Source organism: Streptomyces sp. NPDC044064, assembly GCF_056434245.1.
On the sequence record NZ_JBWKFN010000017.1, the window covers coordinates 184,280 to 201,559 of the forward strand.

The 17,280-nt window shown below is 71.2% G+C and carries 17 protein-coding genes; 8 read left to right on the plus strand and 9 right to left on the minus strand.

The window, feature by feature from the left end:
* Positions 1–77: 77 nt before the first annotated feature.
* Positions 78–1,802 carry a serine/threonine-protein kinase gene (locus AC07DS_RS27105; RefSeq protein WP_479149312.1) on the minus strand — a complete coding sequence of 575 codons (1,725 nt, stop codon included), beginning with the start codon at positions 1,800–1,802 and terminating at the stop codon, positions 78–80.
* Positions 1,803–2,013: 211 nt separating this feature from the next.
* On the opposite strand from AC07DS_RS27105, the gene AC07DS_RS27110 reads away from it, so the two are divergent.
* Positions 2,014–2,736, plus strand: coding sequence for an FAD binding domain-containing protein (locus AC07DS_RS27110; protein ID WP_479149314.1), 723 nt, complete (start codon positions 2,014–2,016; stop codon positions 2,734–2,736).
* On the opposite strand, the gene AC07DS_RS27115 is transcribed toward AC07DS_RS27110, so the two are convergent.
* Entirely contained in the window at positions 2,730–3,308 is a 579-nt protein-coding gene (locus tag AC07DS_RS27115; protein WP_479149316.1) for a TetR/AcrR family transcriptional regulator, read from the minus strand. The genes AC07DS_RS27110 and AC07DS_RS27115 overlap by 7 nt on opposite strands.
* A gap of 88 nt (positions 3,309–3,396) precedes the next feature.
* Here AC07DS_RS27115 and AC07DS_RS27120 point away from each other — a divergent pair, with 88 nt between their 5' ends.
* Positions 3,397–4,188 (plus strand): SDR family NAD(P)-dependent oxidoreductase, encoded by a 792-nt coding sequence (locus AC07DS_RS27120; RefSeq protein WP_479149318.1) that lies wholly within the window; start codon positions 3,397–3,399, stop codon positions 4,186–4,188.
* Between the two features lie 30 nt (positions 4,189–4,218).
* On the opposite strand, the gene AC07DS_RS27125 is transcribed toward AC07DS_RS27120, so the two are convergent.
* Positions 4,219–6,531 (minus strand): FdhF/YdeP family oxidoreductase, encoded by a 2,313-nt coding sequence (locus AC07DS_RS27125; RefSeq protein ID WP_479149320.1) that lies wholly within the window; start codon positions 6,529–6,531, stop codon positions 4,219–4,221.
* Positions 6,532–6,681: 150 nt separating this feature from the next.
* Between AC07DS_RS27125 and AC07DS_RS27130 the strand changes: the two genes are divergently transcribed.
* A complete protein-coding gene (locus AC07DS_RS27130; RefSeq protein WP_479149322.1) occupies positions 6,682–7,146 on the plus strand; it encodes a GreA/GreB family elongation factor in 465 nt (154 codons plus the stop codon).
* Positions 7,147–7,165: 19 nt separating this feature from the next.
* Here the strand turns inward: AC07DS_RS27130 and AC07DS_RS27135 are convergent, their stop codons facing one another.
* Complete coding sequence (locus tag AC07DS_RS27135; RefSeq protein ID WP_479149324.1) at positions 7,166–8,098, minus strand: Dyp-type peroxidase; 933 nt, start codon at positions 8,096–8,098, stop codon at positions 7,166–7,168.
* A 68-nt stretch (positions 8,099–8,166) separates the two neighbouring features.
* Positions 8,167–8,799, minus strand: coding sequence for a DUF1345 domain-containing protein (locus tag AC07DS_RS27140; protein ID WP_479149327.1), 633 nt, complete (start codon positions 8,797–8,799; stop codon positions 8,167–8,169).
* Positions 8,800–8,922: 123 nt separating this feature from the next.
* Here AC07DS_RS27140 and AC07DS_RS27145 point away from each other — a divergent pair, with 123 nt between their 5' ends.
* The 3 genes from AC07DS_RS27145 to AC07DS_RS27155 all read left to right on the plus strand — a co-directional run bounded on the left by AC07DS_RS27145 (position 8,923) and on the right by AC07DS_RS27155 (position 12,692).
* Complete coding sequence (locus AC07DS_RS27145; protein ID WP_479149329.1) at positions 8,923–10,710, plus strand: FUSC family protein; 1,788 nt, start codon at positions 8,923–8,925, stop codon at positions 10,708–10,710.
* Positions 10,711–10,848: 138 nt separating this feature from the next.
* Positions 10,849–11,583: an aquaporin gene (locus tag AC07DS_RS27150; protein ID WP_479149330.1), complete on the plus strand. Its 735-nt coding sequence runs from the start codon at positions 10,849–10,851 to the stop codon at positions 11,581–11,583.
* Between the two features lie 161 nt (positions 11,584–11,744).
* Entirely contained in the window at positions 11,745–12,692 is a 948-nt protein-coding gene (locus AC07DS_RS27155) for an ATP-grasp domain-containing protein (protein ID WP_479149332.1), read from the plus strand.
* A 62-nt stretch (positions 12,693–12,754) separates the two neighbouring features.
* On the opposite strand, the gene AC07DS_RS27160 is transcribed toward AC07DS_RS27155, so the two are convergent.
* Positions 12,755–14,248, minus strand: a complete 1,494-nt coding sequence (locus tag AC07DS_RS27160) for a long-chain-fatty-acid--CoA ligase (protein ID WP_479149335.1) — start codon at positions 14,246–14,248, stop codon at positions 12,755–12,757.
* 148 nt (positions 14,249–14,396) lie between these two features.
* Here AC07DS_RS27160 and AC07DS_RS27165 point away from each other — a divergent pair, with 148 nt between their 5' ends.
* Together AC07DS_RS27165 and AC07DS_RS27170 are read left to right on the plus strand one after the other, a co-directional pair.
* Positions 14,397–15,581, plus strand: coding sequence for a PucR family transcriptional regulator (locus tag AC07DS_RS27165; RefSeq protein ID WP_479149336.1), 1,185 nt, complete (start codon positions 14,397–14,399; stop codon positions 15,579–15,581).
* 133 nt (positions 15,582–15,714) lie between these two features.
* Positions 15,715–15,870: a DUF6131 family protein gene (locus tag AC07DS_RS27170; RefSeq protein WP_479149338.1), complete on the plus strand. Its 156-nt coding sequence runs from the start codon at positions 15,715–15,717 to the stop codon at positions 15,868–15,870.
* 31 nt (positions 15,871–15,901) lie between these two features.
* Here the strand turns inward: AC07DS_RS27170 and AC07DS_RS27175 are convergent, their stop codons facing one another.
* The 3 genes from AC07DS_RS27175 to AC07DS_RS27185 form a co-directional block, all read right to left on the minus strand.
* Positions 15,902–16,306, minus strand: coding sequence for an SRPBCC family protein (locus tag AC07DS_RS27175; protein WP_479149339.1), 405 nt, complete (start codon positions 16,304–16,306; stop codon positions 15,902–15,904).
* The gene (locus AC07DS_RS27180) at positions 16,303–16,767 is read right to left on the minus strand and encodes a MarR family winged helix-turn-helix transcriptional regulator (RefSeq protein ID WP_479149341.1); all 465 of its coding nucleotides are present in this window, start codon (positions 16,765–16,767) and stop codon (positions 16,303–16,305) included. Before AC07DS_RS27180 ends, AC07DS_RS27175 begins: the two co-directional genes overlap by 4 nt.
* Positions 16,768–16,909: 142 nt before the next feature.
* Complete coding sequence (locus tag AC07DS_RS27185) at positions 16,910–17,197, minus strand: DUF1905 domain-containing protein (protein WP_479149343.1); 288 nt, start codon at positions 17,195–17,197, stop codon at positions 16,910–16,912.
* Positions 17,198–17,280 lie beyond the last annotated feature (83 nt).

Genomic DNA, 17,280 nt, shown 5'->3' on the forward strand with positions numbered 1-17,280 from the left:
GTGTCGTGGTCACCTCCTGTTCGCTGATGCCGTCTCTCGAGTTCCACCCCGCCATGTGACCTGCCTCACATGTCGCGTCAGCCGTCGTTGGGCATCACCTTGGTGACCTTGCCCCGGGCGTCCGCCTGGAGGTAGCCGGTCTGGCCGTAGGCGTTGGTGAGGTAGACGGACATTCCGGCAGGGTCGCCGAAGGGATTGCCCGGCAGGATCACCGTCAGGTAGCGGGTCGTGACGTGATCGACCTTCAGTTTCCGCTCGGCTTCGGCCAGCAGGCCCGGGACCTTGTCCCAGTCGAAGTCGTCCAGGCTGACGGGCTTCTCCTCGCCGCTGAGCGTGTCGCTGATGATGCCCTTCTGGACGCCCTGGCCGGGACGATAGGTGTACGAGTCCTTCTTGGTGTCGCTGCCCTTCACCATCAGGTCGGCGGAGACGTAGTCCGGATACACGACGAAGGCCCCGAACCGGGTCCGTCCGGTCTGCTGCTTGAACGCGCTGATGGCGGTGCGGATGCCGGCCGGGGTCAGCAAGTTCCCCTTGGCGCTATCCGTCGCGCCGGTCGACTCCTTCGCCGACGGCGTGACGTCCGTGGCGTTCGAGCCGCCGCCCGACGGCGACTTGGGCGACTTGCTGGTGGAGTTGCCGGACGTGGTGGAACCGGATGCCTTCGAGTCTCCGTCGGGCAGCCCCGCCCAGACGAGAACCCCGGCGAGCGCCACTCCGGCGACGGGCAGGCCCACCACCTTCCAGCGCCTGCCGCGGTCCGGCCGTACCAGGACGGTGCCAGACGCAGGACGCGCGTCCTGCGGGCCCTGGGACGTCGTCGGGGCCCCGGGAGCGGCATACGGCCCCCCGGACATCGCGGGCGCGGGACCGAAGCCCGTGGGTGCCGTGGCGGGCCCGGGAACGTACGGCGCCGACGGGGGGTGCAGCTGGTAGGACGTGGGCGACTCGGGCTCGCGGGCGACGTCGGTCAGCATTCGGTCGAGCTGCTCGGCATCGGGCCTCGCCGCGGGGTCCCGTACGAGGACCCGCGTCAGGGCGTCCTGGAGCGGACCTGCCTTGAGCGGCGGCGGGATCTCCTCGCTGAGGACGGCCGCCAGAGTGGCGAGTGTCGTGCCGCGGCGCAGCGGATGGTGGCCCTCCACGGCCGTGTAGAGCATCATCGCCAGCGACCACAGGTCCGAGGCAGGACCGCCGTCCTTGCCGGAGACGCGCTCGGGCGCCATGTAGTCGGGGGTTCCGATGACCGACCCGGTGGCCGTGAGGGAGGTCGCCTCGCGGATCGCCGCGATGCCGAAGTCCGTCAGCACCGGACGGCCGTCGGGACGCAGCAGGACGTTGGCCGGCTTCACGTCGCGGTGCTGGATGCCCACCTGGTGTGCGGCGCGCAGCGCGGCCAGCACCTCACGTCCGATCCGTGCCGCCTCCTGGGGGGACATCGGTCCGCGGGCCAGGCGGTCGGCCAGGGAGCCGCCGGTGACGAGTTCCATGACGATCCAGGGGTAGGTACCCGGACCTCCGTCGACCACATGATGGATGGTCACCACGTTGGGGTGGTCGATACGGGCCAGTGCGCGCGCTTCCCGCAGGACCCGCTCGCGCAGCATCCCGGCGGCCTGCGGGTCGTACTCTGCGAGGTCGGGATCGGGCGGCCGGACCTCCTTGACTGCCACGCTCCGATGCAGCACCAGGTCCGTCGCGCGCCAGACCATGCCCATACCGCCACCGCCGAGCCGTGCTTCCAGCTCGAACCGCCCGTCGACAACCCGTCTACCGCTGTTGTCGCTTCCCTCACCGTTCATGCGCGCGAGCTTAGCGGGAGCCGGGACGCCTCCTTCGCCGCAGGGGGCCGGTATCCGATGCCTGTGCGGCCTGCGTTTCGACGACGCCCGGCATGCTCGTGTGAGCCCTGTGTGCGCCCCGCATCGTGCGACAAGAATGCGCCATGCCTGTGAGCGGGTGACCGGTTCACGGCCCCGCTGCTCAACTACCCAGAAAGGCAGGTCGGCTGCGATGCTGTTGCGACTGCCCAGCTCCGTGTCCGAGGCGCGGGAGTGTCTGGCCGAGGGGGCCGTGCCGATCGGCGGGGCGACACTGGTGTGGGCCGACTGGCAGCGGGACGGGTTCCCCGAACTGGCCATGTCGCTGCGCAGCCTCCCGGAGGCCAACGTCATCGGACGCGGGATGCTGGGCGCCGCCGTGGTGCTGAACCGGATCGACGAACGGGTCCCGGACGTCATACGCCTGGCCGCCGCCTCGGTGGGGACCGGCGCCGTACGCCGGACGGCGACGGTCGGCGGCAACCTCGTGGGCAGCACGCTGCGTTGCCTGCTGCCCGCTGCGCTCGTCCTGGACGCGCGGGCGTCGGTGCTGGGACCCGAGGGTGTTCAGGAGATCGACCTGGCCGAGGCGACGGCCAAGCGGCCGCTGCTGCTGAGCATCCACTGGCGTGAGCCCGTCGCCACCGCCTACCGCAAACTGCCGGCCGAAGCAGGCGGAGCGCCGCCGCTCGTCGTCGCCACGGCGCTGCACACCGACGCCGGCGGACAGCGGCTCCTGCGTGTCGCCGTGCGCGACGGGTACGACGTGGTCAGCGGCAGCGCCACGGGCGACAACGGCAGCGAGGAGGCGATCGGCGCGCTGCGGTGGACAGCGCTGGGTGATCTCCCGTCCGCCGCCTGGGACATCATCGGCGAACAGGCGACGGACCTGCTGCGGCCCGCCGCCGGTCACTGAACGGGCGGACAGCCCCGCGCCAGCAGCAGGAGGGCGTCGACCAGGTCCTCGGCGGGGCTGCCGGTGGCCAGACGCCGTAGTTGCAGCCCCATCACCACGGCGACCGTGGTGGCTGCGAGGCGTTCCGCGTCCGGCACACCGAGCGCGGTGAGGATCTGGGTGGCGAGCCGGTCGTAGGCGCGGAACGCCTCCGCCGCGGCCTCGCGCAGCCGCTCGTCGCGCCCGGCCTGGATGTACAGCTCGAACGGCGCGAGGTGGGCGCTGTCCAGTGCCGTGCCGCACGCGACCTGCCCGGCCAGGGACGCCGCGTCCTCGACCGCGATGCCCTCGGTCTGGCACTGGTCGGCCAGTTCGGTGAAGTACCGGGCCTCCTCGCGCACGAAGTGCAGCAGGCTCTCCCGCAGCAGATCGTGCTGGGTCTCGAAGTGGTACGTGACCGAGCCGAGCGACACTCCGGCTTCCTTGGCGATCCGCCGGTTGGTGACCGCCGCGACCCCGCCTTCGCCGATGATCTGCAGGACGGCTGTGATGATGCGCTGGCGCGTCGTGGCGGCGGGAGCGTCGTTCGGCATGCCCCGCATTCTTCCATCCGCGTCCGGGTGGACAGCCCCTCACACCCTCTCTATTGTTCGTTCGAACGAACAGTACGGGAGGGTAGTCGTGCACATTGCTGGGGCAACTGTTCTGCTGACCGGGGTCACGGGCGGCATCGGTGGCGCGATCGCCGCGGAGATGTCCGCCCGCGGCGCGGACCTCATAGTCACCGGCCGACGGCGCGAGGCGCTGGAGCCACTCGCCGAACGCTACGGCGCGCGCACGATCCTGGCCGATCTCGGTGACGCCGACGATCTGGTGCGCCTCGCCGAGGAGGCCGCCGGGACCGACATCCTCATCGCCAACGCCGCCCTGCCCTCCAGCGGGGACGTGCTCGACTACACGCCGGAGCAGATCGACCGGGCGCTCGCGGTGAACCTGCGCGCGCCCGCGATGCTCGCGCGGTTGCTCGCCCCCGCCATGGTGACCGCCGGACGCGGGCACATCTGCTTCGTCGGGTCACTGTCGGGAATGGCGGCCACCAAGTCGTCGTCCATGTACACCGCGACGAAGTTCGGGCTCCGCGGCTTCTCGCTGGCCTTCCGTCAGGATCTGCACGGCACGGGCGTCGGCGTCTCCATCGTCCAGCCGGGATTCGTACGCGAGCTGGGGATGTTCGCGAACACGGGCTCGCCGACGCCCGGCGGGGTGCGGACCGTCGCGCCGGAGCAGGTCGTCAAGGGCGTGACCCGGGCGATCGAGCGTGATGTCGCCGAACTCAACGTGGCGCCGCTCGAGTTGAAGTTCCTCACCAAGATCGCCTCGCAGTTCCCGGGCTTCGCGGAGCGCGTGCAGCGGCTGGCCGGGGCGGAGCAGACCGTCGACACGATCGTGGCGTCCCAGAAGTCGAGCCGGTGAGCCGATGAGCCGCTGAGGCTGCCGCCCGGCTCAGGCCCCGGGTGTGATCGTGACCTTGACGTGTTTCATCAGGGGCTGGTCGCTCTGCGTGCTGTAGTCGCCGAGCGCGCAGAGCACGTTCATCTCCGGCATGTAGCCGGCCGCGCAGCCACGGGGGATGTCGTAGGGGATGGCGAGGTATCCGTCGAGGTGTCGGTGGCTGCCGTCCTTGGCGGTGCTGGTGATGTCGACCGGGTCGAACTCGAAGATGCCGCGCTCCCGCATGTCGTCCTCGTTCATGAAGACGAGTGTGCGCAGGTTCTTGACGCCCCGGTAGCGGTCGTTGTCGGAGTAGATGGTCGTGTTCCACTGGTCGTGGGAGCGCATGGTGCCCAGGGCCAGGGTGCCCGGGGCGGGGACGACGTCGGGCAGCGGGGCGGCGGAGAACTCGGCGCGTCCCGAAGGAGTGAGGAAGACCAGTTCGCGGGCGGGCTGTTTGATGCGGAAGCCGAGCGGCAGGCGCACACGCCGGTTGCAGTCCTCGAACCCGTCGAGCACCCGGGCCATGGTGTCGCGGATGCGGTCGTAGTCCTCGACGTACCACTCCCAGGGGGTGTCGCTGTCGGGGAGGGCGGCGCGGGCCATTCCCGCGATGACGGCGGGCTCGGACAGCAGGTGCTTCGAGGCGGGGCGCTTCATGCCGACCGAGAGGTGGACCATGCTCATCGAGTCCTCGACCGAGGTGGCCTGGAGGCCGCCGCGCTGCTGGTCCTTCTCGGTGCGGCCCAGACACGGCAGGATCAGCGCCTGCCGGCCGTGGACCAGGTGGCTGCGGTTCAGTTTGGTGCTCACCTGGACCGTGAGGTCGCAGGAGCGCAGTGCCTCGCAGGTGTACGGGGTGTCGGGCGCGGCGAGGGCGAAGTTGCCGCCCATGCCGACGAACACCTTCACGTCACCGCGGTGCATGGCCCGGATGGTGCCGACCGTGTCCAGGCCGTGCTCGCGGGGCGGGTCGATGCCGCAGATCCCGGCCAGCCGGTCCAGGAACTCCTCGGTGGGCCGGTGGTCGATGCCGCAGGTCCGGTTGCCCTGGACGTTGCTGTGCCCGCGCACCGGTGACGGCCCCGCACCCTCGCGGCCCAGGTTGCCGCGCAGCAGAAGGAGGTTGACGATCTCCCGGACGGTGTCGACGCCGTGCTCGTGCTGGCTGACGCCGAGGCACCAGCTGAAGATGGAGCGGTCGGCGTCGCGGTACACGCGCGCGGCCTTGAGGATCTCGTCCCGGCCGAGACCGGACTGGTGCTCGATCTCCGCCCAGGGGGTTGCCTCGCACAGGTCCCGGTACTCGTCGAAGTAGGCCGTGTACCGCTCGACGAACTCCCGGTCCACCGCCTTGGGATCGGTCCTGGCCTGCTCCAGGACCGCCTTGGCCATGCCGCGCAGCAGCGCCATGTCGCCGCCGACGCGCGGCTGCAGGTTCAGGGTGCTGGTCCGGGTCGTCTTGAAGAGGGCCATGTCCGTGAAGTCGTGCGGCACGATGGTGCGCGTGGCGGCCGCCTCGACCAGCGGATTGACGTGCACGATCTGGGCACCGCGGCGGTACGCCTCGGCGAGGGCGGTGAGCATCCTGGGCGCGTTGGAGGCCGCGTTGACGCCCATGATGAACAGGGCGTCGGTGCTCTCCCAGTCCTTGAGGTCGACGGTCCCCTTGCCGGTGCCCAGGGACGCCTGCAGCGCGCGGCCGCTGGCCTCGTGGCACATGTTGGAGCAGTCGGGCAGGTTGTTCGTGCCCAGTTCGCGCGCCATCAGCTGGTAGAGGAAGGTGGCCTCGTTGCCGAGCCGGCCGGAGGTGTAGAACGACGCCTGGTTCGGGGCGTCCAGCTCGCGCAGGGCGCGGCCGACCAGCTCGAAGGCGTCGTGCCAGCGGATCGGGACGTAGTGGTCCGACTCGGGGTCGTAGACCATCGGCTCGGTGAGCCGCCCCTGGTCCTCCAGGTCGAAGTCGCTCCAGCCGGACAGCTCCGTGACCGAGTGCGCGGCGAAGAAGTCGCGGCCGACCCGCTTGCCGGTCATCTCCCAGGTGACGTGCTTGATGCCGTTCTCGCAGATGTCCAGGTGGAGCCCTTTGGTGTCGTCGGGCCACGCACACCCCGGGCAGTCGAACCCGTCGCCCTCGTGGTTCATCCGCATGATCGCCCGCGGCCCGTCCACCAGGGCACCCTCGCGCATCAGCACCTGGCTCACGCTCTTGGCCGCGCCCCAGCCGGCGGCCGGGTGGTGGTACGGGTGGAACTCCGGCTCCTCCTTGGGCACGGGGCCCACCCGGGGCTCCCGGCGCTTCTGGTCGTGCTCGGAGATCGCCACGGCTCTCACCCCTTCGGCACACGGAGGCCGGCGGTCGTCGCTCCTCCCCAGGCTATGCCGGGGGATCTTCCGTAGCACCTCGACTAACATGACCGAAAATCCACATTTTCGGTCAGTTCATTCCTCTCCCCCCACGCCCGAGGAGCACACATGACCAGCGAACCCGAGCCGATCAGTGAGGCCGCCCGTCAGGCGCTCGAAAGGGAACTCGCCGACGTCCGCAGCGAACGCGATTCGGTCGCGGCGACCCTGCGGGACAGTGACACGGTCGGCGACCTCGCGGACGGGGCCGACGAGTTGCAGCGCGCCGGTGATCTGGACCGCCTGGACGCCCGGATCGACGAGATCACCACGCGACTGCGGCAGGCTGCCGACGCGGGCCCGCCTCCCGCCGATGTGGTCGGGGTGGGCAGCACCGTCACCGTGCGCTTCGAGGACGGCACCGAGGACACGTTCCAGATCGGCGCGCTGGCGGACGTGCTGGACCCCGCGCTGATCACGGCCGACAGTCCGCTAGGGCACGCGCTGCTCGGCCACCGGGCCGGAGACTCGGTGCGCTACCGCGCGCCCGAGGGACAGCTGACCGCGCTGGTGGTGTCCCTCGGCGCAGGCTGATCCGGAGCCCGGTCCGGGCTCAGCGGGGAGCGGCGGGCGGGTCGTCGAGGAAGGTGGCGGTCGGCACGTGGAACAGGCATCCGGTCATCGCTGTCGAGTAGTCGAGGATGCGGTCGTGCGCGGCCCGGCCGTCGCCGAGGAACATGTGCCTCAGCATCTGTTCGGTGATGTCCGGCGTACGTGCGTAGCCGATGAAGTACGTGCCGAACTCACCCTTGCCGAGGTTGCCGAACGGCATGTTCTCGCGGATGATCCGGCGCTCGTCGCCGTGTTCGTCGGTGATGGTGTTGAGCGCCACGTGGGAGTCGGCGGGCTTGATGTCGTCGGGGAGTTCGACGTTGGCGAGCTTCGTCCGCCCGACGACCTTCTCCTGTTCGTCCGAGGAGAGGGAGTTCCAGGCCGTCATGTCGTGCAGGTACTTCTGGACGATCACATAGCTGCCCCCGGCGAAGTCGGGGTCCTCGTCGCCGACGAACACCTGGTCGGCCGCGACCGCCCCTTCGGCGTTCTCGCTTCCGTCGACGAACCCGAGCAGGTCGCGCTCGTCGAAGTACTTGAACGCATGGACCTCGTCCACCACCGTGACCGCGCCGCTCAGCCGCTCAAGGATCAGCCTGGCGAGTTCGAAGCACAGGTCCATGCGGCGGGCTCGCACGTGGAAGAGGAGGTCTCCCGGGGTGGCCGGGGCGCGGTGGCGGGCCCCGCGCAGTTCCACGAACGGGTGCAGTTCCTGTGGGCGCGGTCCGCCGAAGAGCCGGTCCCAGGCCTCCGATCCGATGCCGACGACACAGGTGAGCCGGTCGTCGGGTGCGCGGAAGGCGACCGAGCGGCGCAGGCCGGAGACGTCCTGCAGCAGGTCGCGGACGGTCTCCTCGTGGCCCGGCGCGATCGTGGCCACGAGAAAGACGGTGGCTCTGGCGGGTTCGACGATCACGGCCTGCGACTCGGGCACGAACCGGCCTCCTCCTGAGTTGGCTGCTCGTCCCATCCTGCTGTGTCCGGCGTCAAAGCGCGAGGAATTCAGCCGGTGACGAGTCCCGCGACGAGGTTGATGGCGGTGGCGAGAATGCTGGTGCCGAAGACGTACGACAGGAGGGTGTGCCGCAGCACGATCGCGCGGATGGCCGTGCTCGAGACGGAGGTGTCGGACACCTGGTAGGTCATGCCGAGGTTGTAGCTGAAGTAGAAGAAGTCGCGGTACGCGGGACGCTGGTCGGAGTTGAAGTCGATCCCGCTGTCGGCGGTGCAGTAGACGTAGGCGTAGCGGGTGGCGTACATCAGGTGCAGTGCCGCCCAGGCCATGAACACCCCGAAGAGCGCGAGCGCGGCACCGACATGGCCGGTGTCGGAGGCGCCCAGCAGGAGCAGCAGCACGATCGCGACCAGTCCGCACGAAGCGACCGCCACGACCGCGAGTTCCTCGCCGAGAGGCCGGAAGTCCTCACGTTGGGCGTTGCGGTGGGTGGCCGCGGCGTCCATGGGCCACAGCACCGCCCAGCCCGCCACGACGAAGACCAGCTCCGTCACGGCGATCGCGGCCAGCGCACCCAGCAGCGCCCTGGCCGACAGCCCGACGACCACGCCGGCCACGGCGCCGAGCGCCACCGAACCGGCCAGCCGGGGCACGGCGTCCAACGGCAACCAGCTGCTCATGCGCCACCAGGGTAGTTCCGTCACCGTCGGTCGGCCCGCCGGAGCGCGCCGCCTCGGGCGGGCACGGGCGGCCGGCCGCATGCAGGTCTCGCACCCGGCCGGAGCGCGGGGTATACACCGAACATGCCGGGTTTGCGCCGATTCCCCCTTCCCGGGCGCGGGCACGGCCGGCGGAGGCCGGTCGCCGGCGTGGGGCGTGCGCTCTCCCCGCGCGGCGCGCTGACCCTGCACGAGGCGGACGGAGCGTTCCTGTTCGCCGTGCGGGCCGCCCTGGCCATGGGCCTGGTCGCCGTGCCGATCGTGGCGGCGGGACGGCCCGATCTCGCGGTCTACGCCATGCTGGGGTCCTTCACCACCACGTTCGGCCGCAATCTGCCCTACGCCCGGCGCGCCCGGGTCCTCGCGGTGGTGGCCGTGGCCATGACGGCGTGCGTGGGCTGCGGGTCGGCGCTCGCGGCCTGGGCCCGCCCCGGGGCGTCGGCGACCGGTGCCGCCGCGGTGGCGGTGGCGACGGCCCTGGTCGCGGGCGCGGCCAAATACGTCTGCGACGCCACCCGGCTCGGCGGGCTCGGCGCGGTGCTGCTCCTGTTCTCGTTCGCGGTGGCGGCCAACGCCTCCCCCACCTGGGCCGACGTGCTCCCCTGCACGGCACTGGCGGCGGCCGGATCCGCGCTGGCGTGGCTGCTTGCGGTCTCCGGCCGGTTCGTGCATCCCGAACGGCCGCAGCGCCTGGCGGTGGCCGTGGCCCTGCGCCGACTCGCCGAGGTGCTTGAGGCCTCCGCATCGGGGGACGTACCCCGGCGGACCCGGCACGGGGCGACGGTCGCCGTCCTTCAGGCGTACCAGTGCCTGGGCTCTCCGCCGCCGGCCCGGACTCGTGGCACCGGGTCCGGCACCGACGCGGTCTTCCTGCGCCTGACCGACCTGTCCTGGGCCCTGCTGGTCGGCTCCGCCCGGTGTGCGCCCGGCGCCCCCGCCACGACGGCCGTGCACCTGCGCCGGCAGGCCGCCCTCCTCACCGACCGGCGCCGCCGGCCCCCCGCTGTGCTGCGGGAGCTGCCGTTCCTTCCCGCGGCGTCATCGCCGCCGCAGGCCCGGTACGGCGGGGCCGGACGCACGACGGGGTCGGCCGCGGCGCGGTACGACGCCGCAGCGCTGCGTGCCACGGAGCTGCTCATCGGGCGCCCTGGTGGTCCCGACCACCTCGCCGTCCTGGCCGTTCCGGCGTTGCGGATGGCCCTCGGCACGGGCGTGGCGGGTCTGTCGGCCGTCCTGCTGCACCTGGAGCACGGCTACTGGGCGGCGATCTCGGCCGCCGCCGTCCTGCATTCGGTCAACCTGCGTACGACGGCCCAGCGTGCCGTGCAGCGCACCCTGGGCACGTTCGCCGGGCTGCTGATCGCGCTCGGTGTACTGGCCGCACAGCCGGAGCCCATGGCGCTCGCTCTGGTGATCGTGACCCTGGAGTTCCTGCTGGAGTTCCTGGTGGTCCGCAACTACGGCCTGGGCGTCGTCTTCCTGACGCCGATGGCGCTGCTGCTGAGCGACCTGGCGGCGCCCGCACCGGCCGGTGAGCTGGTCCTCGACCGGGTGCTGGGCAGCGTCCTGGGGATCGGCACGGGGCTGCTGTGCGCGCTGCTGGTGGTGCACGACCGCGCCGCGGTACGGGTGGAGCGTGCGCTGGCCGCGTGCGTGGCGGCCGCCGACCGGGCCGAACGGTCGCTGGGCCACGCCGCCGGACCGCCCGCCTCGCTCGTCCAGGTGCGTCTCGCGGTGGCGGTGGTGGAACTGCGCGACGCGGACGACGCCGCCGCCGGTGAGCTGTGGCCGGCCGGGATCGACCCCGCCGAACTCGCGGCCGCGGAGAAACGCGCCTACGTTCTGCTCGAACGGCTGCATCACCAGCACTAGGGCGCTGCGCCGGCCGTGTGGTCGGGCACCGTGCAACCGACGGGAAATGCCGGGCAGGATGGGATTTTCCTCCACTGTCCCCGGGCTCGGGTGGACACCCAGACTGCCTCCCATGACCCATCGATCACCGTGCACGGCATGACCCGTTCCCTGGCCCGCCGCGTCGCCGCCGAGGCTGTCGGGACCGGGCTGCTCGTGGTCGTGGCCGTCGGTTCCGGGATCCAGGCCACCCGGCTGTCGCGGGACGCCGGTGTGCAGTTGCTGGGCTGTTCCCTGGCGGCGGTCTTCGGCCTCGGCGTGCTCATCACTCTGCTTGGCCCGGTGTCCGGAGGGCATCTGAACCCCGCGGTCACGCTGTCCGCCTGGTACACGGGCCGTCGCCGGAGCACCGGACCGACCCTGCGGGAGGTCGCCGCGTACGTACCGGCACAGGTGGCAGGGGCGGTCGGCGGCGCGATCCTGGCCGACGCCATGTTCGCGGCCCCCCTGGTGAAGTTCTCGACCCATGAGCGGTCCGCCGGGCACCTGTGGCTGGGCGAGGTCGTCGCCACCGCCGGGCTGATCCTGCTCGTCCTCGGCCTGCAGCGCACCGGCCGCGCCCGGCTGGTGCCGGCAGCGGTGGCCGGCTACATCGGGTCCGCCTACTGGTTCACCTCCTCGACCGCCTTCGCCAACCCCGCGATGACCATCGGCCGCGTCGTCACCGACACGGCCGCGGGGATCGCGCCCGCCTCCGCGGTCCCGTTCGTCGTGGCCCAACTGCTCGGGACCGTACTCGGACTGGGCGCCGCGACGGCGTTGTTCGGACGGTCCACGCGCGCGGAAGACGACGCCGTCGCCCCGGCCGGACGGTCCGAGCCCGCCCCGCTGTGACGCGCCCGCTCGGCCGACGAGCGGGCATGGCGCCTGACATGACGTCAGAGGCGCGTGCCGCCCGCCGTGTTGCACCGTACGTGACACCCCGATCACGGAACTGCGAGACTGGCCGCGTCGACGGCCCTCGGGCGCGGGCAGCGAAGACGTGAGGAGTCGCAGTGGTCGTACAGCACCGTGCTCTGCCGGCGGTTCCGGCACCCGCCGACGTGTGGCTGCTGGTGCGGCAGCGGCCGGCCGTGCTGCGCCGGTCCACCCACGAACTGGCGGCAGCGCTGGCGGACTCCCACGGCTCTCGCTTCGCGGTCTGGCACACCGACGAGCTGCTCTTCGGTGTCCAGGGCGGACGGCTGGTGCTGCGTACGTTGGGCGGCGCGGACCTGCACGCCCCTGAGGTGGTGTGCGTACGCCAGGTCGCCGGCCCCATGCACAGTGACCGCGAGGTGACCTTGCTACGGCACCTGGAGCGCATGGGCAGCACCCTGGTCAACACGGTCACCGCCCAGCTCAAGTGCCGCAACAAGGTGTGGCAGTTGCAGGAACTCGCCCTGGCCGGGCTGCCGGTGCCCGACACCCTCTCCTACGCCACCGCACCGCTCGAAGGCGTCGTGCGCAGCCCCCGTCTGAAGACGCCGTGCGTGGTGAAGTCCGTCAACGGCGCCAAGGGCGGGCAGGTCTTCCTCGCCCCCGACCCGCACCTGCTTCGCGAGGTGGCCGGCAGCCTCACCCGGGAGGCGCCGTTCCTCTTCCAGGAGCATGTGGCGCACTCGCACGGCCGTTCCCTGCGCGTGATCGTGGTCGACGGCGAACCGGTGGGCGCCGTACTGCACACCTCCAGCGACGGCACCCTCGCGTCCAACATCGCCAAGGGCGGCACCGCCACGCTGTGCGCGGGCCGCTATCCGCAGGCGGAGAAGCTGGCGGTGCGCGCGGTCCGCGCCCTGGGCCTGGACATCGCCGGGGTCGACCTACTGTTCACCGCCGAGGACACCTACACCGTCTGCGAGGTGAACGCCGTACCGGGCTGGCGCCCGGAGATGACCGCGATCACCCCTGCCGTCGCAGCCTGCATCGCCGACCGACTGTCCGCCCGCGGCAGTGCGGGCTGATTCTCGAGCCGGGCGCGCAGCTCGGGAATCAGCCCCTGGGCCGGCCGGTTCACATGGCGGGCTCAGTGCACCGGAGCCGAGATCTCCCGCTTCAGGATCTTGCCGCTCGGGCCCATGGGCAGAGCGTCCACCAGCCACACCTGGCGGGGATACTTGTAGGCCGCCACCCGGTCCCGCACGTACTCCTGGAGTTCCTCGGGGCTCGCCCCGGCTCCCGGGCGCAGGACGACCGCGGCCGCGATCTCCTCGCCGAGCCGCTCGTCGGGCACGCCGAGGACGGCCGCGAGGGCGACGGCGGGGTGCTCGTGCAGGACCTCCTCGATCTCGCGCGGGTAGACGTTGTAGCCGCCGCGGATGATGAGGTCCTTCTTGCGGTCGACGATGTACAGGTAGCCGTCCTCGTCCTGACGGGCCAGGTCGCCGGTGCGCAGCCAGCCGTCGGGTATCGCGGCGGCGGTCTCCTCGGGGCGGTTCCAGTAACCCTTCATCAGGTTCGGTCCGCGCACCGCGAGTTCACCGACCTGGCCCGGGGTCACGTCCCGGCCCTCGTCGTCCACCAGCCGCACCTCGACGTCCTGGATGGGGGTCCCGATCGATCCGGCCTTGCGCGGGCGGTCGGGGTGGTTGAAGGAGACGACGGGGCTGGTCTCGGACATGCCGAAGCCCTCCAGCACCATGCAGCCGAAGCGCCGCTCGAAGCCGTGCAGGATCTCCACCGGCAGGGACGCGCCGCCCGAGATGCACAGGCGCAGGCTGGACACGTCGGCCTGGTCGGCGCCGGGGTGCTGGAGCAGCGCCGCGTACATGGTGGGCACGCCCTCGAAGACGGTCGCGCGGTGCCGGGCGATGGCGTCGAGCACGGTCTGCGGGTCGAACCGGGGTACGAGGACGAGCGCGGCGCCACTGTGCACGGCGACGTTCATCGTGCAGGTCTGCCCGAAGATGTGGAACAGCGGCAGACAGCCCACGACGACGTCGTCGGGGGTCATCTGCTGCACGTTGACCACGTTGACCTCGGTGTTGTGGCGAAGTCCCGCGTGGGTGAGCGCCGCGCCCTTGGGACGTCCGGTGGTGCCGGAGGTGTAGAGCAGCACGGCGATGTCGTCGCCGGCGACGGTGGCGATCTCGTACTGCGGCTCCAGCCGTGCCAGCTCGGCGGCGAAGGCGGCGGGTTCGACCGACATGTGTCGCACGGAGGCCGCGGCCGCTCCCTGGACGCCCTCACCGGGTGCCTGGTGCCACTCGAAGAGCAGCACGGCTCCGGAGTCACGCAGGTGGTACTCGGTCTCCCGGGTCTTGAGCAGCGGGTTCATCGGTACGACGATGCCGCCGGCGCGCAGGATGCCGTAGTACAGGACGACGAACTCGGGCACGTTCGGCAGCATCAGCGCGACCCGGTCGCCGGGGCGCAGTCCCTCGGTGCGCAGCAGGGCGGCGGCCTGGGCACTCAGCCTGTCCAGCTCGGCGTAGGTGGTGGTCGCCGTCCCCAGCCGCAGGGCGGCGCTCTCGGGATGCCGGCCCGCCGTCTCCGCCAGGAATTCCGCCAGATTGGCCATGATGCCTCCTCGCACGCATGCGCGCCGGGTCCCCGCCGGCGCTCACGGCATCGTGGCGTCCAGGTAAGGGAGCGTCCATGGCCGGGCGGACAGCTCAGCCGGCCGAAGATTGTTCCGGGGAACAAAGAGCGCCCCGTACGCTGCAGGGATGAGCCTCTCGGACGTGAGTGCCGCCCTGCTGGGACGGCTGCCGGAACTGGGTGAGCGGATGGCGCGGCGCATCCGCGCCGAGGTCGAGTCCTACGCCGACGAGTCGCTGATCCCCTTCGCCTCGCTGCGGGAGTCCTGCACGGCCAACGCGGACCAGTTGCTGGGGCGTTTCGCGCTCGACGCGGAACCCGATGTGCGGCCCGCGGAGCAGACCGGCCGGCTCCGCGCCGAGCAGGGAGTGCCGCTCGCGGACACGCTGCACGCCTATCGGATCGGGTTCGGGTACCTCTGGTCACAGATGGTCGACGAGGCGCAGCGGCATCCGGATGTCACGGACGCCCAGCTGGTGGCGGGTTCTTCGGACATCTGGGCGCAGTTCGGCCGTTACGCGGAGGCTGTCGCGGCGGCCTACCGGGAGGCCAGTGCCGAGTTGGCGCTGCAGCGCGAGGCGCGCCGATCGGCGCTGGCCGAGGCGCTGTTCACGGGCGCGCTCGCGGACCGGACCACGCTGTGGGAGACGGCACGGCAACTCGGTCTGCCGGAGCGCGGACCCTACGCGGTCGTGGCCGCCTCCGTGCCGGATCCGGGCGGGGAACCGCTGCCCGGTATCGAGGGGGCCCTGCGCCAGACCGGTGTGCAGTCGGCGTGGCGGCTGCTGCCGGGCGAGCAGATCGGGCTGCTCTCACTGGCTCATCCCGAGGCCGAGACGGTCAGCCGCAGGGCGCTGCGGCACCATCAGGCGCGGGTGGGGGTCAGCCCCCGGTTCGACTCACTGCGCGACACACCGCAGGCGCTGCGCTTCGCCCGGCTGGCGCTGGCCGGGCTGCCGGGCGACGGGCCGGGCGTGGCCCGCTTCGACGACAGTCCGCTCGCCATGCTGGTGGCCGCCGCGCCTGCCGAGGCGGCACGCCTGGTCGAGGTCGTCCTGGGCCCGGTGCTGGAGCTGCCGGCGCCTGAGCGGGCACGCCTCCTGGAGACGCTCGGCCACTGGTTCACGGCGGGAGGCGTCGCCGCCGAGACGGCGAACCGGCTCTTCATCCACCCGAACACGGTGCGCTATCGGCTCCGGCGGATAGAGAAGCTGACGGGCCGTTCGCTCTCCGACCCAGCCGCCCTCGTCGACCTCGGCACCGCCCTGCACGCGCTGCGGCTCGTTCCACGGTCGGGCGGCAGCCGCCACTGAAAGTGCCGGGAGGGCGCGTTCGGTCACGGCGCCAATTCAGCCGCTCGAAAATTTCGGAGCCGTAAATGATATTTTCCGGAATTTCGGGGCAGTCGCACGGGTGGAAACTCCCGAAACCGGCAGGAGGCGCATCATGCTCATCCTCGGCATCATCCTGCTCATTGTCGGCTTCCTCACCGGCATTTCGATCCTGTGGACCATCGGCATCATCCTGGTGGTGATCGGCGCGGTCCTGTGGATCATGGGCTCCATGGGTCATGCACTGGCAGGCCGCCGACATTACTGGTGAACGCGGACTGTTCCCACTCGATCGAACGTGGTCATTCCTGGAATTCCAGGAGCGACTTGAGCGTGGACAGTTCCGTGTCGACCAGGGCGATCTGCTCGTCGAAGAACTGGTCGCTGAAGCCCGGCGGCTGATAGAAGGTGATCATGAATTCGGCTCCGTCGCCGTTGGGGACGACGCGGGCGGGGACCCGCCAGGACGCTGTGTCGTCCAGGAAGTCGTGGTCCAGGATGCCGAACTCGGCGTCGGCGCGCAGACGGAGCCGGGCCGGACCCACCGGGGTCGACATGGCCCACCAGTCGGGGTCCTGCGTGGGCTCGATCGACTTGACGTTGACGACGGCCCACTTCGACCAGTTCGCCGGGTCGGCCAGGAAGGCGAAGACGTCGGCCACGGGCCGGTCGATGCTCACGGTCTTGGTGCGGGAACGGGCGATCATGACGACTCCTCCATGGTGTCGTGCGGTGGCGCGGGGTGGGGTTCGCCGACGAGGCGACGGATCCAGCTCTCCAGCTGGTCGCGCTGCGGGGCCTCGAGCGAGCCGAAGAAGTAGGCGTCGTTCCGGTCGGCGAGGCCGGCCAGCACGGGGACCAGTGCACGGCCCTCGTCGGTGAGGACGAGCAGCACGGTCCGCCGGGAGGCCGGATCGGGCTCGCGGCGGATCAGGCCCTTGGCGACCAGTCGGTCCACGAGCCGCGAGACGGCTCCGGGATCGATGGCCATGTGCTGGGCCACCGCCTTGGTGGTGGTGTGACCGTGGGACACGCTCGCCATCACCCCCCACTGGGAGACGGTGACGCCGTGCCGGCCGATCTCGGCTTCGAAGCGGGCGTGGACCTCGTCCGAGAGCCGTCGCAGCCAGTAGCCGAGGTGGTCGTGCAGTCCGTGTGTCGTAGTCACACATCCATCATGATTGCCTCGGCAACTATTGTCAAGGCAATCGTCAGCTTGCGCGACGCTTCTGTCAGCCAGGGCCGTGCAGGGGTTCGCCCGCCGGGGAGGCGGGTGGCGGCGTCCGGCGGAAGAAGAACGGCGTCCGGCGCTAGAGGCGCACCGACATCTCCACCGTCACGTCGTCGCCCTCGGCGAGACCCTGCGGCTTGCGCACGGCGTTCTTGAGCGGCAGCAGGTAGGAGCCGTCCTTCGGGAAGAGCGACGTCGTGAAGGTCACCTCGCCGATCCGGGCCTCGACCGGGATCACGCCCCAGCCGTACGTGGCCGTCGCGGCCACCTCACGGATGTCGGCGGACTCCTCGTCCGGCACGGCGACGAAGTAGTAGGGCGACGGCCCACGCCATTCGATCACGCGACCGGCGAAGGTGAGGTCCATGAGGTCGGTCCCGTTTCTCGCGGTGGGGGAGGTCGCGCTCAGCGTACCTGCGCCGCCCTGGCCCCAACGCCCGTCGAAAAGAC